At 76.1% G+C, this 20,162-nt stretch carries 8 protein-coding genes and 1 pseudogene; all 9 read right to left on the bottom strand.

The features are described 5' to 3' along the window. Window positions 1-354: 354 nt before the first annotated feature. Window positions 355-558: pseudogene (locus J7W19_RS33910) on the bottom strand (MbtH family protein); the annotation flags it as partial. Then, the gene (locus J7W19_RS00370) at window positions 555-1,943 is read right to left on the bottom strand and encodes a condensation domain-containing protein (protein ID WP_004947040.1); all 1,389 of its coding nucleotides are present in this window, start codon (window positions 1,941-1,943) and stop codon (window positions 555-557) included. The pseudogene J7W19_RS33910 and the gene J7W19_RS00370, both read right to left, overlap by 4 nt. Further along, on the bottom strand, window positions 1,940-2,959 hold the full coding sequence (locus J7W19_RS00375; protein WP_004947043.1) for a TauD/TfdA family dioxygenase: 1,020 nt from the start codon (window positions 2,957-2,959) through the stop codon (window positions 1,940-1,942). Before J7W19_RS00375 ends, J7W19_RS00370 begins: the two co-directional genes overlap by 4 nt. Then, a complete protein-coding gene (locus J7W19_RS00380) occupies window positions 2,956-5,778 on the bottom strand; it encodes an AMP-binding protein (RefSeq protein ID WP_004947046.1) in 2,823 nt (940 codons plus the stop codon). The genes J7W19_RS00375 and J7W19_RS00380 overlap by 4 nt, the downstream gene beginning before the upstream one ends. Next, on the bottom strand, window positions 5,775-13,673 hold the full coding sequence (locus J7W19_RS00385) for a non-ribosomal peptide synthetase (RefSeq protein WP_210455235.1): 7,899 nt from the start codon (window positions 13,671-13,673) through the stop codon (window positions 5,775-5,777). The genes J7W19_RS00380 and J7W19_RS00385 overlap by 4 nt, the downstream gene beginning before the upstream one ends. Further along, entirely contained in the window at window positions 13,666-15,573 is a 1,908-nt protein-coding gene (asnB, locus tag J7W19_RS00390; protein WP_004955512.1) for an asparagine synthase (glutamine-hydrolyzing), read from the bottom strand. The genes J7W19_RS00385 and asnB overlap by 8 nt, the downstream gene beginning before the upstream one ends. 5 nt (window positions 15,574-15,578) lie before the next feature. Then, complete coding sequence (locus J7W19_RS00395; protein WP_004955515.1) at window positions 15,579-17,093, bottom strand: aspartyl/asparaginyl beta-hydroxylase domain-containing protein; 1,515 nt, start codon at window positions 17,091-17,093, stop codon at window positions 15,579-15,581. Continuing rightward, window positions 17,086-18,063, bottom strand: a complete 978-nt coding sequence (locus J7W19_RS00400) for an NAD-dependent epimerase/dehydratase family protein (RefSeq protein ID WP_004955516.1) — start codon at window positions 18,061-18,063, stop codon at window positions 17,086-17,088. Before J7W19_RS00400 ends, J7W19_RS00395 begins: the two co-directional genes overlap by 8 nt. Next, window positions 18,060-19,997: a condensation domain-containing protein gene (locus tag J7W19_RS00405; protein ID WP_158688839.1), complete on the bottom strand. Its 1,938-nt coding sequence runs from the start codon at window positions 19,995-19,997 to the stop codon at window positions 18,060-18,062. The genes J7W19_RS00400 and J7W19_RS00405 overlap by 4 nt, the downstream gene beginning before the upstream one ends. Window positions 19,998-20,162 lie beyond the last annotated feature (165 nt).

Genomic DNA, 20,162 nt, shown 5'->3' on the forward strand with positions numbered 1-20,162 from the left:
GCCGGACACGCGCTCCAGGCGGCCCTCGCCCGTGAAGGTGGTCACGTCGACGCGGGCGTGGCAGCGGACCGGTTCGAAGTCGAGGGTGAGGGTGCCGGTCAGGCGCAGCTCGGTGCCGTCCATGGTGGTCGCCGCGGGGTCGACGGCGACGCCGAGTTCGGTGCCGCCGCGGGTGGCGGTGAAGCGGACGAAGACGTAGCCGCGGTCGACGGCCTCCCGAAGGGCGGCGGCCGTGCGCTCCGGGCGGAGGACCGCCTCCACCGGCTGGTCGCCCGCGCAGAGCCGGTCGACGAGGCTCGGCTCCTCCTCGGCCGGGGCCGGGGCGGGAGCGGGCTCCGCGTGCTCCGCCGCGGCCATGGCCTCGCGCAGGCTGCGGGGGCGCATGTCGGTCCACACCTCGTCGATGTGGCGCAGGCACTCCTCCTGGGTGCCGGAGGTTCCGGTGGCCCGCCAGCCGGCCGGGATCTCCTGTTCGGCGAGCCAGATCGAGTACTGCTCCTCGTCGTTGACCACCACGTGGTAGGTGGGCTCGGCGGCGGTCCGCGGGGTCGTGGTCATCGGTGGCTCCTCGTGGTGTGCGCGGGGGCGGGCAAGGGGGGCAGGGGGGCGTCCGGGTCGGCGACGGCCGCCAGGAGCGCTTCGTCCATCCGGTGGAGCAGCCGGTCGGCGGTTCCGTGGTGCGGGTGGTCGCGGTCGGCGTCGAGGACCAGCACGGTGTCGTCGCCGAGTTCGCCTAGGGAGAGGGCGAGCACCGTGCCGTCCCACCGGTGCGCGGGACCGGTGCCGGCCGCGCCGAGCAGGTCGGCCTCGCGGAACAGCTCGATGGACAGGCCGCGTTCGGCGAGGGTGCGTTCGCCGCGGGTGGCGGCGCTGGTGGGCGGGTTGCGGCAGAAGTTCAGCGCCACGTCCCAGTGCGCGGCGGTGCGGGGCGCGGTGACGCGGCCCAGTTCCCTGCCGAGTTCCACGACGTCGCCGTAGGGGAGGTAGTGCACGACGGCGTCCAGGAACCCGGACTGGGCGCGCAGCGTGACGTCCCGGAAGGAGGGGCGCGGCGCTTCGCCGAGGTCGGCGCCGAAGACGAGGCGGTCGGTGAACGGGCCGACGGCGGGCCCGAGTCCGAGGTGGTCGCGCAGGTCGACGACGGTGGTGAAGCGGGCCGGTCCCCGGTGGTCCGGGGCGCGCAGGCACCAGGCGGCCAGGGCCATGACGGCGAGCGAGCCGTTGCCGCCGAGGGGGCCGCCCAGGGCGGTCAGGGCGGTCAGGGCTTTCCAGCGCGCTGCGGGGATGCGCAGCCGGTGGGTTTCGGTCACCCGGTCGCGGGGCGGGCCGGCGGGGGCCGGGGCCGGGCCGGGCAGGGCGGCCAGGCGCCGGTGCCACCAGCGCCGGCGGGAGGCCCGGGCCCGACCGGAGAGGGGGGCGTGGGGCGCGTCGGGCAGGGTGGTGGCGTCGCGGTAGTGCTCGGGGCGGAAGCGGCCGGCGTACGCCTGGCAGACCGCGCCGAGCACGGCGTAGAGGGACGGTGTGTCGAGGAGGAGGGTGTGGGCCGTGAGCGCGAGCACCGTCTCGTCGTCGTGGAGCCGCACCAGGTGGAAGCGGGCCCGGTGGCGTCCGGCGCGAGGGTGGTCCCGGTCGGCGCGCAGCAGCGCCACGCAGACGGCGTCGCGTCCGGCGGACGGGGCTCCGCGCAGGTCGACCGGGGTGACCTCGGGGGCGTCCGGCCGGAGGGTCAGGCGGGGTTCCTCGTCGCCGGAGAGTTCGGCGGTGAGGGCGGGGAGGGCGGCGGTGACCCGCCGGACGGCCTCGGTGAGCCGCGCCGTGTCGGTGTCCCCGGTCAGGCGCAGGGCGCGGACGTGGGTGACCTCCGCCGGGCGGGCGTGGCGAGTGGACGGCCACAGGCCGCGCTGGACGAAGGTCGCGGGCAGCGGTGTGCCGGGGGCGGTCACGCGCTCACCTCGTCCCAGTCCAGCGGCTGTGCCATGCCGACGACGACGCGGCGTTCGCCGGTGAAGGGTTCCCTGCCGTGCGCGGTGAGGAGGTTGTCGACGAGGAGGACGTCGCCGGCCCGCCAGGCGGGCGCCACCAGTTCGGCGGCGTAGGCGTGGTGCAGTTCCTCCATGACGGCGGGTTCGATGGGCCGGCCGTCGCCGTAGCAGGAGTGGCTCGGCAGGTCGCGTTCGTCGAACTGGGCCAGCAGGGCGTCCCGCAGCGCGGGCGGCCGGGCGGAGACGTGGAAGAACGCGGCGTGGTTGAACCACACCCGCTCCCCCGTCGCCGGGTGGACGGCGAGGGCGGGGCGGACCTGGGTGGTCCGCAGCCCGCCGTCGGGTTTCCATTCGACGTCGACGCGGCGGGCGGCGCAGTAGGCGGTGACGGCCGCCTTGTCGCGGGTCTGGAAGGCGTCCTGCCAGGACATGCCGATCCCGTCGCCGTAGTTGCGCTGGTAGAGCACCCCGCGGCGGGCGAAGGCGGCGACGAGGGCGGGGTCGAGGCGGCCCAGGACGCGCCGGGTGTCGGCGAGCGGGGTCGCGCCGCCGGTCCGGGCCGGGGTGAGGCAGCCGAAGACCAGCCGTCCGGGGAAGCGGAGTTGGTAGGAGTTCTCGTTGTGCGGGGGGATGGGCTGGTCGGCGGGGTGGTCGGTGGCGGTGTAGAGGTGATGCCCGAGGGCGGTGCGCGGCGACGACCGTTCGACGTACGCCTCGGGGGATCCGGCCAGGGCGTGGACGACGTCGCCGAAGCCGTCGAGGCCGACGCCGAAGCCGCGGAACAGGACGGCTCCGTGACGGTGCAGCCAGCCGGTGACGGTGTCGAGGTGGGTGCGGGCCCATTCGGCCGGGTCGACGCCGTCCCGGGTGGCGGCCACCTCCAGCGGCAGCCCCGGGGTGCCCGTCGGCGCCACCCACGCGGCGCTGCGGGTGTCGACGCTCTGCCGCCGGCCCGCCAGGGGGCCGTGCCGGTTCACGGGGCCTCCGTGCGGGGCCGCCCGCCGAGGAGGGCGTGGACGAAGCGGTGCCGGTCGGTGAGGGCGAACGCGCGGCGCAGCGGCGCGGGGTCCATCGTGCCGACGGGGCACAGGCCGATGCCGGTGCCGACGGCGGTCCGCATCAGCAACTGGGTCATGGCACCGGCCTCGAAGACGGTGAAGTCCCAGGAGAGATCGCCGTAGAGCGGTGTGATCGCGTCGATCGCGGCGATGAGGTAGAGGGAGAAGGCCGCCTCCCCGTAGGCGGCGCGGTTGATCTCGGCGTGCGCGTCGGCGGGCAGGGTCGCGGTGGGGTCGATGCTCACCAGGCGGTTGCGCGCGGGGTGGACGTAGTGGCTGCCGCCGGGCAGTCCGGTCACCTTCCCCGGGTGGACGAGCAGGTAGGTCTGGACGGGGTAGGAGGAACCGGCCGACGGATAGGCGTATTTGGGTTCGCCTCCCGGGCCGCGGACCCGGCGGAGGGCCCCGAGGAGGGCGGCCAGGTCCGGCAGCGTCACGGGGCCGGGGTCGAAGCGGTGGTGGCTGCGACGGGCGGTGAGGTGGTGGTCGTCCGGGCCGCTGAGGGCGACGCCGTCGGTGGCGTCGAACTCGTGCCGGATGCCGTGGTGGGCGTCCTTGAACGCCTGGCGGGCGCCGATGCCGGTGAGCAGGGGCGGTTGGGGGCGGGGCGCGGGGGGCACGGAGGGCGCGGGGATGGGTGGTACGGGTCCGGGTGCGGGCGGCGCGGGCGGTACGTGCGGCGCGGCCCCGGACGCGGGCGGGACGGAGGCGGGCGGTACGGGCGTGGGTGGCACGGGCCCGGGTGCGGGCGGCGTGAGCGGTGAGGACTCGGACGCGGGCGGTACGGAGGCGGGTGCGGGCGGCACGGACGCGGGCGGCACGGGTCCGGGCGCGGGCGGCGCGGGCGGTACGGACCCGGGTGCGAACGCTACGGACGCGGGCGGCAGGGGGTCCCGGGCCGGTGGTGCCGTCCGGCGGCCGAGGTGGCGGCCGACGATCACGGCGACCGACGGGAAGGCCAGCAGTTCCTCGATGTCGGTGTCGAGGCCGAGTTCCTCCTCCAGAGCGGTCGCCAGGCGGACGAGTTCGACGGAGGTGGCACCGGCGTCGAGCAGGTTCATATCGGGTTCGACGGCGCCGATTCCCAGCACCCGGCAGGTCACCCGGGCCACTTGGGCGAGGAGTTCGGCCTCGTCCCGCGCGGGTGCCGACGCCGCCGGCGCGGCGGCGGGCACGGCAGCGGGGGCGGGGGCCTCGGCGGTGACGCGCGCGCGGTCCACGCGCCCGTCCCGGGTGAGCGGCAGCGGACCGCCCACCTCGATGTGGCCGGGCAGCAGGTAGGGGGAGACCTTGCGGCGCAGATGGGCGAGGAGTTCGTCGGGGCCGGCCGTGGCGCCGGGGTGGAGCCGTACCCGCGCGAGCGACTCGTCTCCCCGCCCGACGGGGACGACCACGGCGGAGTGCACGTCCTCGTGGGCGGCGAGGGCGGTCTCGGTGTCCTGGAGGTTCAGGGGCCGGTCGCGGACGCTGATCCGGGCGGTCTCGTCGCCGACGACGTCGATCAGGCCCTCGGGCAGCAGGCGGGCGAACAGCCCGGTGCGCAGCAGCGGTTCGCCGGTCTCCGGGTGCGGGACGGTCGCGGGTGCGTGCTCCTCTCCGGTGGGGGGCTCGGCGGCGACGCCGCCGTAGTGGAGGCGGCCGGTGACCCAGACCGGGCAGGGCCGCAGGGTCTCGGACAGGATGTGCGCCCGCTGGTTGGGCAGGGGCGCGCCGACGGGGACCGAGCGCCATTCCGGGGCGAGGTCGCCGGTCTCCAGGCAGGTGGTCCAGGGGCCGGACGGGGTGGCCGAGGAGAGGTGGGCGACGGCCGGCTGGTGCGGGGCGCTCTCGCGGACGCGGCGGACGAGGGCGGGGTCGAGGCGTTCGCCGCCGAGCAGCACCAGCCGGAGCGACTCGGGCAGTTTGCCGCCCCGGTCGGCGAGGTGGTCGAGGAGGAGGCCGAGGAGGGCGGGCGGCGAGTGCCAGAGGGTGACGCCGTGGGTGCGCAGCGCCTCGTGCAGGGCTCCGGGATCGCGCAGGTCGATGTCCCGGGTGAGGACGAGGGCCGCACCGGCCAGGAGGGGCCCGAACAGTTCGTAGAGAGCGAGCGGCGAGTCGGCGGGGGCCAGGGCCAGGAGCCGGTCGCCGGGTCCGACGCGGAAGGCGCGGTCGATCTCCAGGGCGGCGGTGGTGATCGCGCGGTGGCTGACGGGGGCGTCCAGCCGGTAGGCGGCGTCGGTCGCGGACCGTCCGTCGGCCGGGGCGGTGTCGGGTGGTGCGGCCGGTCCGGGTTCGTCCACGGACAGGACGGGCAGTTCCTGCGGCCAGTCGATGCGCTGGGTGAGCCAGGACTGGGTGAGGACGGCCGTCGCCCCGGCCCGGGTGGCGTGCTGCCAGCGGGCGGGCCGGGGCAGCCCGGGGGCGACGGGCAGGCAGACGGCTCCGGCGCGGAGCGCGGCCAGGGCGCCCACGACCTGCTCCCAGCCGTACTCGACGGCGAGGGCGACCCGGTCCCCGGGGATGACGCCCGCGGCGGTGAGCCGGGCGGCCACCGCGGCCGCCCGGGCGTCCAGTTCGGCGTGGCTCAGTGTCAGACCCGGTGCCACCAGTGCCAGAGCCCGGTCGTGCGTGCGCGCGGCGTCGGCCAGTTGGGCGGTGAGGGTGTGCGCGGGCACGGGTGCGGTGCGGTCGTTCATCATCCGCAGCAGCTCCCGCTGGTCGGCGGGGAGCAGTGTCGGCGTGGGCCGGGCGCTCGTCACTCCGGTCCACCTCCCTCTCTGTCGTTTCGGGCGGCGCTGTCGTCGTGCGTGGCACTGTGGCCGTGATCGGCACTGTCGTCGCGGCCGGGGCCGTCGTCGTGGCCGGGGCCGTCGTCGTGGCCGGCGTCGTCGTCGTGACCGGCGAGCGAGGCGAGGAGCGCCTCGAAGGCCCCGAACATGGCCTCGATCAGCCCGGGCGGGTAGGCGTCCGCGACGTAGTCCCAGGTGCAGACCAGTCGGCCGTCGCTCTCGCTCACCTGATGGTCGAGCAGGACCTGCGGGGTCTGGCTGATCGCGTAGCCGGGCCGTACCCGCCAGGCGGGCGGGGCCGTCCGGGGGGCGGGGCCGGCGGCCCGCAGGGTGCTGGTGAAGACGACCGGCATCCGGACGGCGTCGTGGGTGCCCCGCTCGCGGCGCAGCATCCGCAGGACCTCGACGCCGCTGACGACGCGGTGTTCGAGGTCCTCCCAGATGCGGTCCTGGAGTCGGCGGGCCCGGTCCCGGAAGGTGTCCCCCTCGCCGTCGACCCCGAGCAGGGTCGTGGTGGTGAAGTCGCCGACGAGGTCGTCCACGCCGGGGAGCAGGGCGGGGCGGTGGAAGGTGGTGAGGTTGAGGGTGAAGCGGGGGGTGTCGCTCCACTGGGCGAGGACGTCGCAGAAGGCGGCGCAGATCAGTGCGGCCGGGGTGAGTTCGGCGGCCGCTGCGGCGCGCCGCAGCCGTGCCCAGGCGTCGGGGCCGAGTCCGGTGGTGAGGCGGGCGAACCGCGGCGCGGTCAGCTCCTCGGGCCGGCACCGCAGCGGCAGGCCGGGCGGGCCCGGCAGGTCGGCCAGCCGGGCCCGCCAGTGGTCGAGGGCGCGGCGGCGCGGCTCGCCCTCGGCGTGGGCGCGGACGGCCAGGACGTAGTCGCGGAAGGAGCAGCCGAGGGGCGGCAGGGCCGCGTCGGGGTCGGCGTAGAAGGTGAGCAGGTCGCCGGTGAGTACGTGGACGCTGTGGGCGTCGGCGATGAGCAGGTCCAGGCTCAGGTGCAGCCGGGTGCGGACGTCGTCCAGGCGGTGGGTCCGTACGTCGAACAGCGGCCAGCGGGAGGCGTCGCGCACCTCGTGCGACATGTGCTCGCGGACGCGGGCCAGTTCGGCCTCGGCGTCCGCCCTGCCCCGCAGGTCGGTGTGGGCGAGGACGTACGGCGGTACGTCGCCGAGGATCTGTTGCCGGCCGTCGGGGCGGACCACGAGCCGGAGGGCGTCGTGGCGGTCGATCAGCCGGCGCAGGGCCGTCTGGAGCCGGCCGGGGTCGAGGTCCTCGACGTCGAGTTCGAGGTAGGTGTGCGTGGCGACGCCCCCGAGGGAGAGGGAGCGGTGCCGGCCGAGCCAGTAGGCGCGCTGGATGTCGGTGAGCGGGAACGGCTCGTGGCGGGTGGCGGGGTCGGGGGCGTACACGGGCTCGGCGGGCGCCGGCTCCTCCTCGGCGGCGGCCGACAGTTCGGCGATCGTCTCGGCGAGACCGCCCAGGGTGCGGGCGTCGAAGAGGCGGGCGAGGGGCACCCGGACGGCGAGTCGGGCCTCGATCCGGGTGACCAGGGTGATCGCGACCCGGGAGGTGCCGCCGAGGGCGAAGAAGTTCGCGTCGGGGTCGGCCTCCGGCACGTCGAGGAGTTCGCACCACAGGTCGGCGAGCCAGCCGGGCACGGGGACGGCGCGGGAACGGGCAGGTGGGGCGGTGGCGGGTTCCGCCGGGGCCGGTGCGCGGCCGGGGACGAGGCGTTGGAGTGCGGCCCGGTCGACCTTGCCGTTGGCGGTCAGCGGCAGCCGGTCCAGGGGCAGCAGGGTCGTGGGGACCATGTAGGCGGGCAGCCGCCGGGCGAGTTGCCGTCGGAGCCCGGCCGCGTCGAAGCCGCCCTCCCGGGCCGGTACGGCGAAGCCGACGAGGCGGCGGTCGCCCCGCGGGTCACCGGTGGCGATCACCGCGCCGGCGGCGACGTCGGGCAGTCGGCCGAGGGCCGCCTCGACCTCGCCCAGTTCGACCCGGAATCCGCCGATCTTCACCTGGTCGTCCTGCCGGCCCAGGAATTCCAGCGTGCCGTCGGGGAGGTGGCGGGCGAAGTCCCCGGTGCGGTACAGGCGTTGCCCGCTGCCCGGGTGGACGGGGAAGCGCAGGGAGGTCTGTTCCGGGTCGCGCCAGTAGCCCTTGGCGACGCCGGTGCCGCCGATGTACAGCTCGCCGGGCACCCAGTCGGGCCGGGGCCGCAGCTGCTCGTCGAGGACCTCCAGCCGCTGGTTGGCCATGGGGGTGCCGTAGGGGATGCTGCTCCACGCCTCGTGCACCTTCCCGATCTCGTACCAGACCGACCAGATGGAGGCTTCGGTCGCGCCGCCGAGGCTCATCACGGTGGCGCCGGGGGCGGACAGGGCGCGGATCCGGTCGGGCAGTCCGAGGGGGATCCAGTCGCCGCTGAGGAGCACCGCCCGCAGGGTGCGCAGGGCGTCGGGGGCGAGGGCCTCGGCGTACTCGGTGAGCAGGGTGCCCAGCGCGGGGACGGAGTTCCACAGGGTGACCCGCTCGCGCCGGATCAGCTCGGCCCAGTGCCCGGGGTCGCGCCGGCGGTCGTGGGCGGGGACGACCACGGTGCCGCCGGCGGCCAGCACGCCGAACAGGTCGTAGACGGCGAGGTCGAAGCTCGGGGAGGAGACGGCGAGGACCGCGTCGCCGGGGCCGGTGCCGAAGCGGCGGTTGACGCATTCCAGGGTGTTGGCCGCGCCGAGGTGGTCGATCATGACGCCCTTGGGCTCGCCGGTGGAGCCCGAGGTGAAGATGGTGTACGCCAGGTCGGTGAGGTTCTGCACGCTCTCCAGCGGGCCGCCGTCGGAGTCGAGGGCCGCGTCGTCGTCCACCGCGAGCACGGTGACGCCGACGGGGACGGCGAGCGTGTCCAGCAGGGCGCGTTCGGTGAGGAGGAGGGCGGCTTCGGCGCGCCGTACGAGGTGGACGAGCCGTTCGGCGGGCAGTTCGGGGTCCAGGGGCAGGTACGCCGCCCCCGACTCCAGGACGCCCAGCGCGGCGACGGCCTGCCGCCACCCCTTGCGGGCGACCACCGGGACCAGGCGGCCGGGGCGGGCGCCGAGGCGGCGCAGCGTGCGGCCGACGCGCCGGGCGTGCTCGGTCAGTCGCCGGTAGGTCATCCGGGTGTCGCCGTCGACCAGGGCGGTCAGGTCGGCGTGGCGCCGGGCCGCGTCGCCGACGGCCTCGTGCAGCAGGCGGGCGGGCAGGGGCGCCTCGGTCGCGGCGGTGCGCCGGCGCACGGCCGCCTGGGCGGTGGGCAGCGGCGGCGTGCCGGGCCGCCGCCAGGCTTCGGGGCTCCGGGCCAGGCGGGTCAGCGAGGCGGTGTAGGCGGCGAACATGGCGTCCAGGGCGCCCGGGGCGAACAGGTCTTCCACGGCGTCCCAGTTGAATACCAACTCCCCTCGTTCTTCGGCGACTTGATGGTCGAGATGGACCTGCGGGGTCTGGCTGACGCCGTAGACGGGCTCTCCGAGCGCCCATCCCTCTCCCCCGTCCGCGTCCTCGGCCGCGGTCTCGCCGACAGGCAGGTCGGAGGTGAAGACGACGGGTGTGAGCAGACCGGGTCGGGCGTCGTGGCGCAGCGCCCGTTCCCGTGTCACCGTCACGCCGCCGACGGCCAGGTGGTCGAGGTCCTGCCACAGGCGGCGCTGGAGGGCGCGGGCCCGGTCGGTGAAGTCGCCGGGCCGGCTGTGGTCGACCTCCAGCAGGCTGAGCGAGGTGAAGTCGCCGACGATCCGCCCGAGGTCCGGGTGGAGCGGCGGGCGGTCGAAGACCGTCAGCATCAGCGAGTAGCGCGGCCGGCCGCTCCACGCGGTGATCACCTCGGCGAACGCCGCCAGCAGTACGCCGGAGGGGCTGAGCCCGGCGCGGCGGGCCCGGTCCTTGACCGCCGTCCAGGAGGCCGCGTCCAGCCGGCCGGAGCGGCGGGTGAAGCGCGGGGTGCCGAGGGTCTCGGGCGCGACGGCCAGGGGCAGCTCGGGGCCGGGCGGCAGCTCGGGCAGGCGTTCGCGCCAGTACCGCTCCGCCGCCGCGTACTCGGCGGTTCCGCGGAGCGCCTCCTGATGGAGGACGTGGTCCCGGAAGTCCGCCGTCAGGGGCGGGAAGCGGCGTGCGGGGTCGGCGTAACGGGCCGCGAGTTCGGCCAGGACGAGGCCGAAGCTGTGGGCGTCGCAGATCAGCGCGTCCACCCCCACGTGGACGAGGGCGTCCGTGGGGCCGAGGGAGACGCGGACGTCGAACAGGGGCCAGCGGTCGGCGGGCACCACCTGGTGGGACATCTCCTCGCGCAGCGCGGCGCGTCGGCGCTGCCGCGCGGGCTCGTCCAGGTCGCGCAGGTCGTGCACGGCCACGTCGTACGGGGGGACGTCGGTGAGCACCTGCTGGAGCCCGTCGGGACGGATCACGGCGCGCAGCATGGGGTGCCGGGCGATCACCCCGCGCAGCGCGCCGGTGAACCGTGCGACGTCGATCCGCGGGGCCTCGATCTCCAGGTAGGCGTGGGTGGAGACGCCGCCGAGGGCGAACCCGCCCTCGCGTCCCACGTAGTAGGCCCGCTGGACGTCGGTGAGCGGGAACGGCTCGTGCCGGGCGCCGGGGTCGGTGACGAACGGGGTGTGCTCGGGGGCGGTGCCGGGCCGGGCGGCGTCGGTCCGGGCGGCGAGCGCGGCGACGGTGGGGGCCGCGAAGACGTCGCTCAGCCCGATCCGGACGCCGCGGCGGGCGCGGAGTTCCGCCGCGACGCGGGCGGCGAGGAGGGAGTGCCCGCCGAGGAGGAAGAAGTCGTCGTGCGCGCCGACCGGCCCCTCCAGGCCGAGCACCCCGGCGAAGACGTCGGCGACCGTGCGCTCGGTGGGGGTGCGGGGGGCGGTCGGGGCGGGGCGCCCGGCCCGGGGGTCGGGGGCGGGCAGCCGCGCGTGGTCGGTCTTGCCGTGCGCGGTCACCGGCAGCTCGTCCAGGACGGTGACGGCGGTGGGCACGAGGTGGGCAGGGAGCGTGCGGCGCAGGAAGGCGGTCAGCTCGGTCTGGGGGGAGCCGGCGGCGAACGGGCCGGGAGCGAGCCGCACGTACGCCCACAGGCCGGTGGCGTCGGGGTTCGCCGTGACGGCGGCGGCCCGTACGGCCGGGTGGGCCAGCAGGGCGTGTTCGACCTCGCCGGGCTCGGCGCGCTGGCCGCGGATCTGCACCTGCCGGTCCACGCGCCCCAGGAGTTCCAGCCGGCCGTCGGCCCGCAGCCGGGCCCTGTCACCGGTACGGAACATCCGGGCGCCGGGCCCGCCGTCGGGATCCGGCGGGAACGCCGCGGCGGTCTCGGCCGGACGGGCGTGGTAGCCGCGGGCCACGCACGCGCCCCCGGCGTACAGCTCGCCGGGCATCAGCGCGGGCAGCGGGCGCAGGTCCGGGCCGCGGACGAGGGCGCTGACGCCGGTGATGGGCGTGCCGATCGGGGACCGCTCCGGGAGCGCGGTCCCGGGCGCCGGGTCGATGCGGGCCGCGGTGGCGTCGGCGGCGGTCTCGGAGGAGCCGTACAGGTTCAGCAGGGTGCGGCCGGGCAGGCGGTCGTGGAACCGCCGGGCGAGCGCGGGCGGCAGGGGCTCGCCGCTGGTGATCCAGGTGCGGAGGCAGGCCAGGCGGGTGCCGAGGTCCGTCGCGCGGGCGGACTCGTCCAGGAGCATGGTCAGCAGCGACGGGACCGTCACCATCCGGCTCACCCGGTGCCGTTCCAGCGCCACCGTCAGCAGGGCCGGGTCGCGCGCCTCGTCGGTCGGCAGGAGGACGAGGGGGACGCCGGCGGCCAGGGGGCCGAAGAGTTCCCAGACCGCGTCGACGAAGCCGGGCGCGGTGCGGGCGACGGCCACGTCGCCGGTCCGGAACGGGTACGCGGTGCTCATCCAGTCGACGCGGTTGACCGCGCCCCGGTGGGTGCCGAGGACGCCCTTGGGGGTGCCGGTGGATCCGGAGGTGTGGAGGAGGTAGGCGAGGTTGTCGGGGTGGACGGGGAGGTTGAGGTCATGGCCGGCGTGGGCGGTGATCTCGGCGGACCGGTCGTGCAGATACGCGGGGGTGAGGACCACGGCGGGGCGGGCGTCGGCGAGGACGCGGGCCAGCCGTTCCTCGGGGAGGGCGGGGTCGAGGGGTACGTACGCGGCGCCGGCCTTGAGGACGGCGAGGGTGGCGGTCACCGCGTCGGTGCCGCGGGGCAGGCGCAGCGCCACCCGGTCCTCGGTACGCACGCCGACCGCGCGCAGGTGGCGGGCGAGCCGGTTGGCGCGGGTGTTGAGGGTCCGGTAGGTGACGCGGTGGCCGCCGTCGACGAGGGCGACCGCGTCGGGGCTCTTCGCGGCGCGGGACTCGAACAGGGCGTGCAGCGTCGTGGCGCCGGCCGTGCGGGCCGGGGCCGCGGGGGCCGGCGGGGCGGGCAGCTCGGCACAGGGCAGGGTGGGGTCGGCGGCGGCCTGGTCGAGGACGGCGTGCACGTGGTCGGCGAGGAGCCGGACCGTGGCCGCGTCGAACAGGTCCCGGTCGTACTGGAAGGCGATCTGCACGCCTTCCGGCCGTTCGCGCACCTCGACGACGAGGTCGAACTGGGCGGTGCCCAGGTCGACGTCCTCGACGCTCGCGTCGAGTCCGGGCAGGGTGATCGCGGGGGCGGGCTGCTGGGCGACGCAGACCACGCCGACCGGCGGGTCGGCGGGGGCGGTGCCGTCGGCGCGCAGCAGCTCCAGGGCCTTCTCCAGCGGCAGTTCCTGGTGGGCGTACGCCTCCACCAGCCGGCCGCGGACCCGCCGCCACAGCTCGGCGAAGGAGGTCCGGCCGCCGGTCTCGAAGGGCAGCAGCAGGACGTTGACGAAGTAGCCGATGAGCGGCTCGAGTTCGGGGCGGGTGCGGCCGGCGACGAGGGTGCCGACGGCGAGCCGGTCCCGGCCGCCGGTGCCACGCAGGACGACCAGGAGCGCGGAGAGCACGAGCATGAACAGCGACCCGCCCTCGCGGCGGCGCAGGTCGGCGAGCCGGCCGGTCAGCTCCGGCGAGAGCAGCAGGGCGTGGTTGGCGCCCTCGCCGCGCCGGGCGGCGGGGCGGGGGCGGTCGGTGGGCAGGTCCGTCCTGGGCAGGTCGCGTACGGCGGTGCGCCAGTAGTCCTCCAGGGCCCGCAGTTCGGGCCCGGTCAGCCGCTCGCGCTGCCAGTGCGCGTAGTCGCCGTACTGGACCGGCGGGGCGGGCCGCCGGTCGGGGCGTCCGGCGCGCAGTTCCCGGTAGCCGGTGGCGAGTTCGGTCACGAGGACGCCGTTGGACCAGCCGTCGGTGACGGCGTGGTGGACGGCCAGCAGGGCGAGGTGGTCGCGGGGGCCGAGCCGGAAGAGGGTCAGCCGCAGCAGCGGCCCGTGCTCCAGGTCGAAGGGGCGGCGGGCCTCCTCGCGCATCAGCCGCCCGGTGTCGGCGGAGCGTCCGGTGAGGTCGGCCAGGCGCACGGGGACGTCCGCCGTGGGGTGGACGACCTGGATGAGGTCGTCGCCGTCCAGCCGGAAGGTGGTGCGCAGCACCTCGTGGCGGCGGACGATGCCGCGCAGGGCGCCGCGCAGCGCGGGGACGGACAGGTCGCCGCGCAGCCGCAGGGCGGTGGCGTAGTTGTAGGCGGTGGGCAGCAGCCCGGTGAGCAGCCACAGGCGTTCCTGGCCGTAGGAGGCCGGTGCCGCGGTGGCGCCGCGGCGCGGGATGCCGGGGCGGGGGTGCGCGGCGCCGTGCAGCATCTTCTCGAACGCCGCCCGGCGTTCGGGGGACAGGGCGGCGATCCGGGCGGTCAGCTCGGCCTCGGAGAGCGTGCCGGGATCGAGGTCAGCCACCGTTGCCGCCTTTCTGCCCGCTGGGGGCGGTGGTGAGGCCGAACTCGTCGGCCAGTTCGGCGGTGCTCGCGACGAGTTGGAGGAGTTTCTCGCCGCCGGACCGCTGCCCCGGGGGTGCGGCGGCCAGCCGGTCCAGCAGGGCGCGGACGGCGTGCGGGTCGAAGAAGGGGTCGTCGCCCGCGCCCGGTCCGGCGAGGCGTTCGCGCAGGGCGTCGAGGAGGGTGTCGTCGTCGGCCATCGGAGGTGCGAGGAAGCCCTGTTTGCGGCCCTCGGTCACCTCGCGCGGCAGCCGGTGGCGCATGGCGGCCCGCAGCGGGTACTTGCCGGTGCCGTCCTTGTCGTACCAGGCCGGCGGGGTGTGCCGGACGAGGTCGAAGAGGTGGTGGTCGAAGAGGGGCAGCCGCACCTCGACGGCCTGGGCCGCGTCGAGGCGTTCGGCGGCGAGCAGGTAGCCGGGCAGCCAGGTCTTGGCGAAGAGGTAGGTGGCCTGGTGCGCCGGGGCGCGCCCGGCGAGCAGGCCGGCGCCGGCGGCGAGCAGGGGCGCGGCGGCGTCGGCGCGGGCCAGTTCGGCGGCGAAGTCGGGGCGGAGCAGGGCGGCGACGGGCTGGGTGACGGCCAGGTGGCGGTCGACGATCCAGGAGGGCAGGAAGCCGAGGGTGCCGAGGAGGGTGCGCAGGTACGGCGGCAGGAGCCCGGCCGCGACCAGCCGGGCGTAGCCGCGGTCGGCCTTGTCGCGGGCGTCGGCGGACAGGCTGAGCGTCAGGTCCTTGCGGAACTGGGGGTAGCCGAGGAACAGTTCGTCCCCGCCCTCCCCGGCGAGGACGGCGGTGAATCCCGCCTTCTTGATGTGCGCGCTGTGCAGGTACCGGGCGATGCCGTGCGAGTTCTCCTGCACCATCTCGCCGGCGCGGACGACGTCCCGCAGGTGGTCCGCGAAGTGGGCGCGTTCTGAGGCGACTTCGCGGTGGTCGATGGCCAGGTGGGCGGCGGTGCGCCGGGCGACGGCGCTCTCGTCGAAGGCGGGGTCGTCGAAGCGGACGGTGAAGGCGGTGAGCCGGGTGTGGCGGGCGGCGGAGGCGGCGACGGCGGAGGAGTCCAGGCCGCCGCTGAGGTGGCAGGCGAGGGGCACGTCGGCGACGGTACGCAGCCGTACGGCCTCGTCGGTCCGTTCGCGTACCGCGTCCAGGTGGTCGTCCAGGCTTCCCCGGGCGGCGAGTTCGCCGGCGGGCGGGTATTCGAGGTCCCAGTAGGGGGTGACGCGGGTGCCGTGGGCGTCGGCGGTGAGGTGGCAGCCGGGCGGGAGCTGCCGGATGCCGGCGAAGAGGGTGCGGTCGGGGGGCAGGCCGAGCTGCAGGTGCGCGGCGAAGGCGGCGGTGTCCCAGCGGGCGGGGGCGCCGCAGGAGAGCAGGGCCCTGATCGTCGAGGCGACGTAGAGCCGCCCGTCGCGCTCGGTGTAGTAGAGGGGTTTGACGCCGAACCGGTCGCGGGCGGCGAAGAGGGTGGCGCGGCGTTCGTCCCAGAGGACGAAGGCGAACTCGCCGCGCAGCCGCTCCAGTGCCCGCCGGCCGTCCCGCAGGTACAGGTGGAGGGCGATCTCGCTGTCGCTGCCGGTGCGGAACCGGCAGCCGGCGGCGCGCAGTTCCGCGCGGATCTCCCGGTAGCCGTAGAACTCGCCGTTGACGACGAGCCGGACGGTGCCGTCCGGGCCGGCGACCGGCTGGCGTCCGGCGGCGGGGGCGATCACGGCGAGCCGGGTGTGGCCGAGGGCGGCCCGGCCGGTGGGCGAGACCCAGGTGCCTTCGCCGTCGGGGCCGCGCGGGCGCAGGTCGGCCATCGGCGCGGTGAGTTCACCGCCGTCGAGTCCGCCGTCGGCGGAGCGGATCGCCACGATGCCGCACACGGGCCTCACTCCCCCGGTGCCGGGCGCGGCACCACGAAGGTGAGGGCGGCCAGGGGTTCGGTGCCGTCGTTGCGCAGGGTGCTCGGTGCGGCGGTGTCGTGGACCAGGCACTGTCCCGTGCCCCAGGGCACCGGGCCGTCGCCGACGCGGAGTTGCGCGGCGTCCGGCACGCGCAGTCCGAACAGGACGCGGAGGCCGGCGTCGGAGCCGGATGCGGGGTCGGCGGTGGCGGCGGGGTGGTGGTGGGACGCGCCGGGCGGGACGACGAGGAGGTCGGCGCGGCCGGAGTCGAGGGTGGCCTCGGGGATCGAGGCGAGCAGGGCGGTGGCCAGCGGGTGGGTGCGGTAGGCGGCGGCGGTCCAGGAGCCGTCGGCGAAGAGCACGGCTCCGGCGGCCGGGCCCGGCGCGTCGTCGAGTTCCGCGAGCAGCTTGGCGTGGGACTCGCGCAGGAGGCCGGTGAACCAGAAGGTCTCCGCGTCGTGAACGGCGTGGTCGGCATGGTCGGCGTGGTCGGCGTCCGGGGTGTTCCCTGCCCGGGCGATGACGGCCCGCAGCCTGTCCGTCTCCGCCTCGCGGTCCGGCTCGGTGCGCAGGAACAGGGCGTGGTCGGCGAAGGACTTCTCCCGTGTCATCCGGTGCCGCTGGTAGGTGGCGTCGAAGGGTGCCTTGTAGTCCTGGTAGTGCCGGTGTTCGACGAGGACGCCGGGGACGGGGTAGAGCCGGTGCAGCCGGTCGGCGATGTCGAAGACCCACTTCTCGACCTCCCACTGCTGGAAGATCGTCGGGGTGAAGTAGCCGAGGGTGCCGTACCAGGGCCGTGTCACCATCGGGAAGTCGCAGCCGCCCTCGGGGTACTGGCCGTCGTCGAAGTACAGGCACAGGACGCCGTCGGGGTGCAGGGCGCTCAGTTCGGTGACGCGGGCGTCGAGGGCGGTGTCCCAGCCGTAGTCGATGTAGAGCTGGTCGTCGTTGGCCATCATCAGCACGTCGCCGGCCGCGTTCCGGGCCAGGTGGTTCCAGGCATGGGGTACGCCGACGGGGGCGCCGACGTGCAGGGCGCACCGGCCGATCCGTCCGTAGCGCCACCGGGCGTGCTCGAACAGCTCGTGGTAGGCAGGGAGTTGGGGGTCGTCGTCGTCGACGTAGAAGAGGGCCTCGATCCGGCCGGGCGCGGCGGCGGTGCGGGCGACGCTGTCGAGGAAGCGTTCGACGTTGCCGACGCGTTCGCGGGTCGGGCACAGCAGCGACAGGGTCCGGGGCGGGGTGGCCGTGTGGTGGGCGGCGGAGAACGGGTAGCGCAGCCGGGAGAGCCCGCGGCGGGGGGCGAGCCGCAGCGCGTGGTCCACGGCCTGGCGGGCGCGGAGGCTGGTGTTGACGACGGACACCACCCAGGCGTTCTCCCCGCCGGAGGCCCGCAGCGCCCGGGTGGCGACGTCCTGCAGCTCGCGGCCCCGGAAGCGCGCGGCGTGCCCGAGCAGCAGCCGGCCGAGGTCCTTCACCGGTGTGCGGTGCTCAGGCATCGGCCCTCCCGGCCTCGGCGAGGACCTGGCGCTCGATCCACGGGTAGGTGCGCTCCAGGCCGGCCGCGAGGGACGTCTCCGGTGCCCAGCCGAGCAGTTCGCGGCAGCGGGTGTTGTCCGAGACGCGCCCGCGGGGCCCGACCGGGCGGTCGGGGGCGAAGGCGCAGCGCACCTTCTTCCCGGCGACCCCGGCGATCCGCTCGACGAGCGACGCGATGTCGACGCGCTCCTCGGAGCCGATGTTGACCGGTTCCGCCACGTCGGAGCGGGCGAGCCGGATCAGCCCTTCGACACAGTCGTCGACGTAACAGTAGGAGCGGGTCTGCGTCCCGTCCCCCCAGACCTCTATCTCCCCCTCGTCGCCGGGTATCCGGGCGACCTTGTCGCAGAGCATCGACAGGGACTTCGCGCGGGGCCCGGTGTACGTGCCGAGGGGGCCGTAGATGGCGTGCAGCCGGGCTGCCTTGATGTCCATGCCGTGGCTGCGGCGGTAGGCGCCGCACAGGATTTCCGTGGTCAGCTTCTCCCAGCCGTACTCCATGTCGGGTTCCGCGGGGAAGACCGGGTCCTCGGCCAGCGGCGCGGCGTCGGGCTCGCGCTGCAGGGACGCGGGGTAGACGCAGGCCGAGGAGGTGTAGACGGTGGTGCGCACGCCGGCGGCCCGGCATGCCTCGATGGTGTGGGTGGAGATCAGCAGGTTGTCGTGGAGGATCTCGGCGGGCGCGGTGTGGGTCCAGCCGATGCCTCCCATGTTGGCCGCGAGCGCGAAGACGGTGTCCGCGCCGGTGACGGCCCGCGCGGCCTGCGCCGCGTCGCGCAGATCGGCGATGACGAACTCCTGGGCCTCGCCGGGGCCGTAGCGCGGCGGCACCAGGTCCACGCCGCGGACCCGGTGCCCGTCCCGGACGAGGCGGCGTACGAGGTGGGAGCCGATGAAGCCGCCGGCTCCGGTCACCACGGTCCATGTCACGGTGTCTCTCCCTCGGTCGTCGTCGCCGGGCGGCGGCGGGCCAGCGTCAGACGGGTGCGGTCCGCGGCGCGGCGCCGCCCGCGTGCCGCGCCGTCCCGGCGCGCGTGGTCGCGGGCCAGGACCGCGCGGAGGTCCGGCAGCGGGCGGGCCGGGTCGGCGGTCACCGCCCGGAGGTAGTCGTCGAAGGCGGCGAGCAGCGCCTGGACCCGCCCGCCGGCGAGGCGGTGGGGGTCGTAGCGGGCGTGCAGCACCGGCCGGTCCCCGGTGGTGGCCTCCAGTACGAGGGGGTAGCCCTCGTCGACGAGTGCCCGGGGCTCCGTCACCCGCAGCCCGCCCGCCTCGTGGCCGTCGGCGACGGCGGCGGGGAAGTTCTCGACGACCATGATGCTGTCGAACAGCCCGCCGCCCCGGCCCAGTCCGAGACCGCGCTCGACGCGGCTGAGCGGGACGTGCGCGTGGTCCCGCAGGGCGGCCAGGTCGCTTTGGACGCCGTGGAGCCAGTCGACGACGTCCGTGTCCTCCCCGCAACGGACCCGCAGGGGAAGCGTGTTGATGAAGAGGCCGACGCACTCGGTCACGCCGGGCAGGTCCTCGGGGCGGCCGGAGAGGGTGGTGCCGAAGACCACGTCGTCCTGGCCGCAGTGCAGCGACAGCAGCACCGCCCAGCCGCCGTGCAGCACGGCGGCCGGGGTCAGCCCGTGGCGGCGGCAGAAGCCGGTCAGCTCCCGGCCCGTCGCCGCGGAGACCCGGTGCCGGTGCTCGGCGCGCCGTACGGCGACCACCCGGCCGTCGCGGCAGCCGGGACCGGCGACGCGGGAGGGTGCGGGCAGGCCGCCGAGGTGGTCGCGCCAGAACTCCTCGTCGATCCCGTCCTGCCGCTCCAGCCGGCGCAGATGACCGGTGAAGGACGGCCGGGCGGGCGGCTCGGCGCCGCGTCCGGCGCGCAGGCGCATGTAGCAGTCGAGGACGTCGCGCAGGACGAGCTGCTGGGACCAGCCGTCGAGGACGAGGTGGTGGTGGGTCCACACGCAGCGGTACGCGTGCTCGCCCTCGCGGAAGAGCGTCAGCCGCATCAGCGGGGCGCGGGCGAGGTCGAAGCCCGCCGCGCGGTCGGTGTCCAGGAAGCGGGCGAAGGCATCGTCCCGCTCGGCCGGGGTGCGGTCCCGCCAGTCGGCCGTGTCGACGGTGACGCGCGCGTCGGGGTCCACCACCTGCTCGGGCGGGGAGCCGTCGGACCAGTGGAAGGAGACGGCCAGCGCCGGGTTGGCGGACAGCACGGCCTGCCAGGCGGTGCGGAAGGCGGCCACGTCGAGGTCCCCCGTCAGCCGGCAGCACACCTGCACCACGTAGGCGCCGGGCGTGCTGCCGCCGGCCGAGTGGTAGAGCATGCCCTGCTGCATAGGGGTCAGCGGGTACCGGACCGCGCCGCCGCCCGCGTCGGGGACGGGCTCGGCGGGGCCGGCCGGGGCGGCTCTCCGCGCCACGGCCGCGAGGGTCCTGGCCTCGAAGAGGTCATGGGCGGTCAGGGCGAGTCCGGCCTGCCGGGCCTTCGCCACGATGACGATGGCGTGGACGGAGTCTCCGCCGAGCGCGAAGTAGTCGTCGTCGGCGCCGATCCCGCCGGTCTCCAGCACCTCCTCCCAGACCCCGGCCAGGATCCGCTCGGCCTCGGTGCGGGGCGGGCGGCCGTCGGGGCGAAGCGGGCCGGCACCGCCGGCGGGGTCCTCGGCGAGCCAGCGGTCCAGCAGGGCGCGCTGGTTGTCCGACAGCCGCGCGAGGCGGTCGTCATACTCCGACATCGTCACCTCCTCGTGCGGGACGGGCGGGCCTCCGCCGGGGCCGACGGAACCGGCCGGGTCCCCGGCGGGCAGGCGGGTCGGCGGGACGCTCCAGTCCGCCGACAGCCGTCCGACGCGGTCGTCATGCCCGCGCATCGGCACCTCCGGGTGCGGGACGGGCGGGCCACCACCGGAACCGGCGGGGTCCCCAGAGAATCGGCGGGTCGGCGGGACGCTCCGGTCCGCCGGCAGCCGTCCGACGCGGTCGTCATGCCCGGGCACCGGCACGTGCGGGACGGGCGGGCTTCCGCCGGGGCCAGC

Source organism: Streptomyces mobaraensis NBRC 13819 = DSM 40847 (assembly GCF_017916255.1).
GTDB classification, from domain to species: domain Bacteria; phylum Actinomycetota; class Actinomycetes; order Streptomycetales; family Streptomycetaceae; genus Streptomyces; species Streptomyces mobaraensis.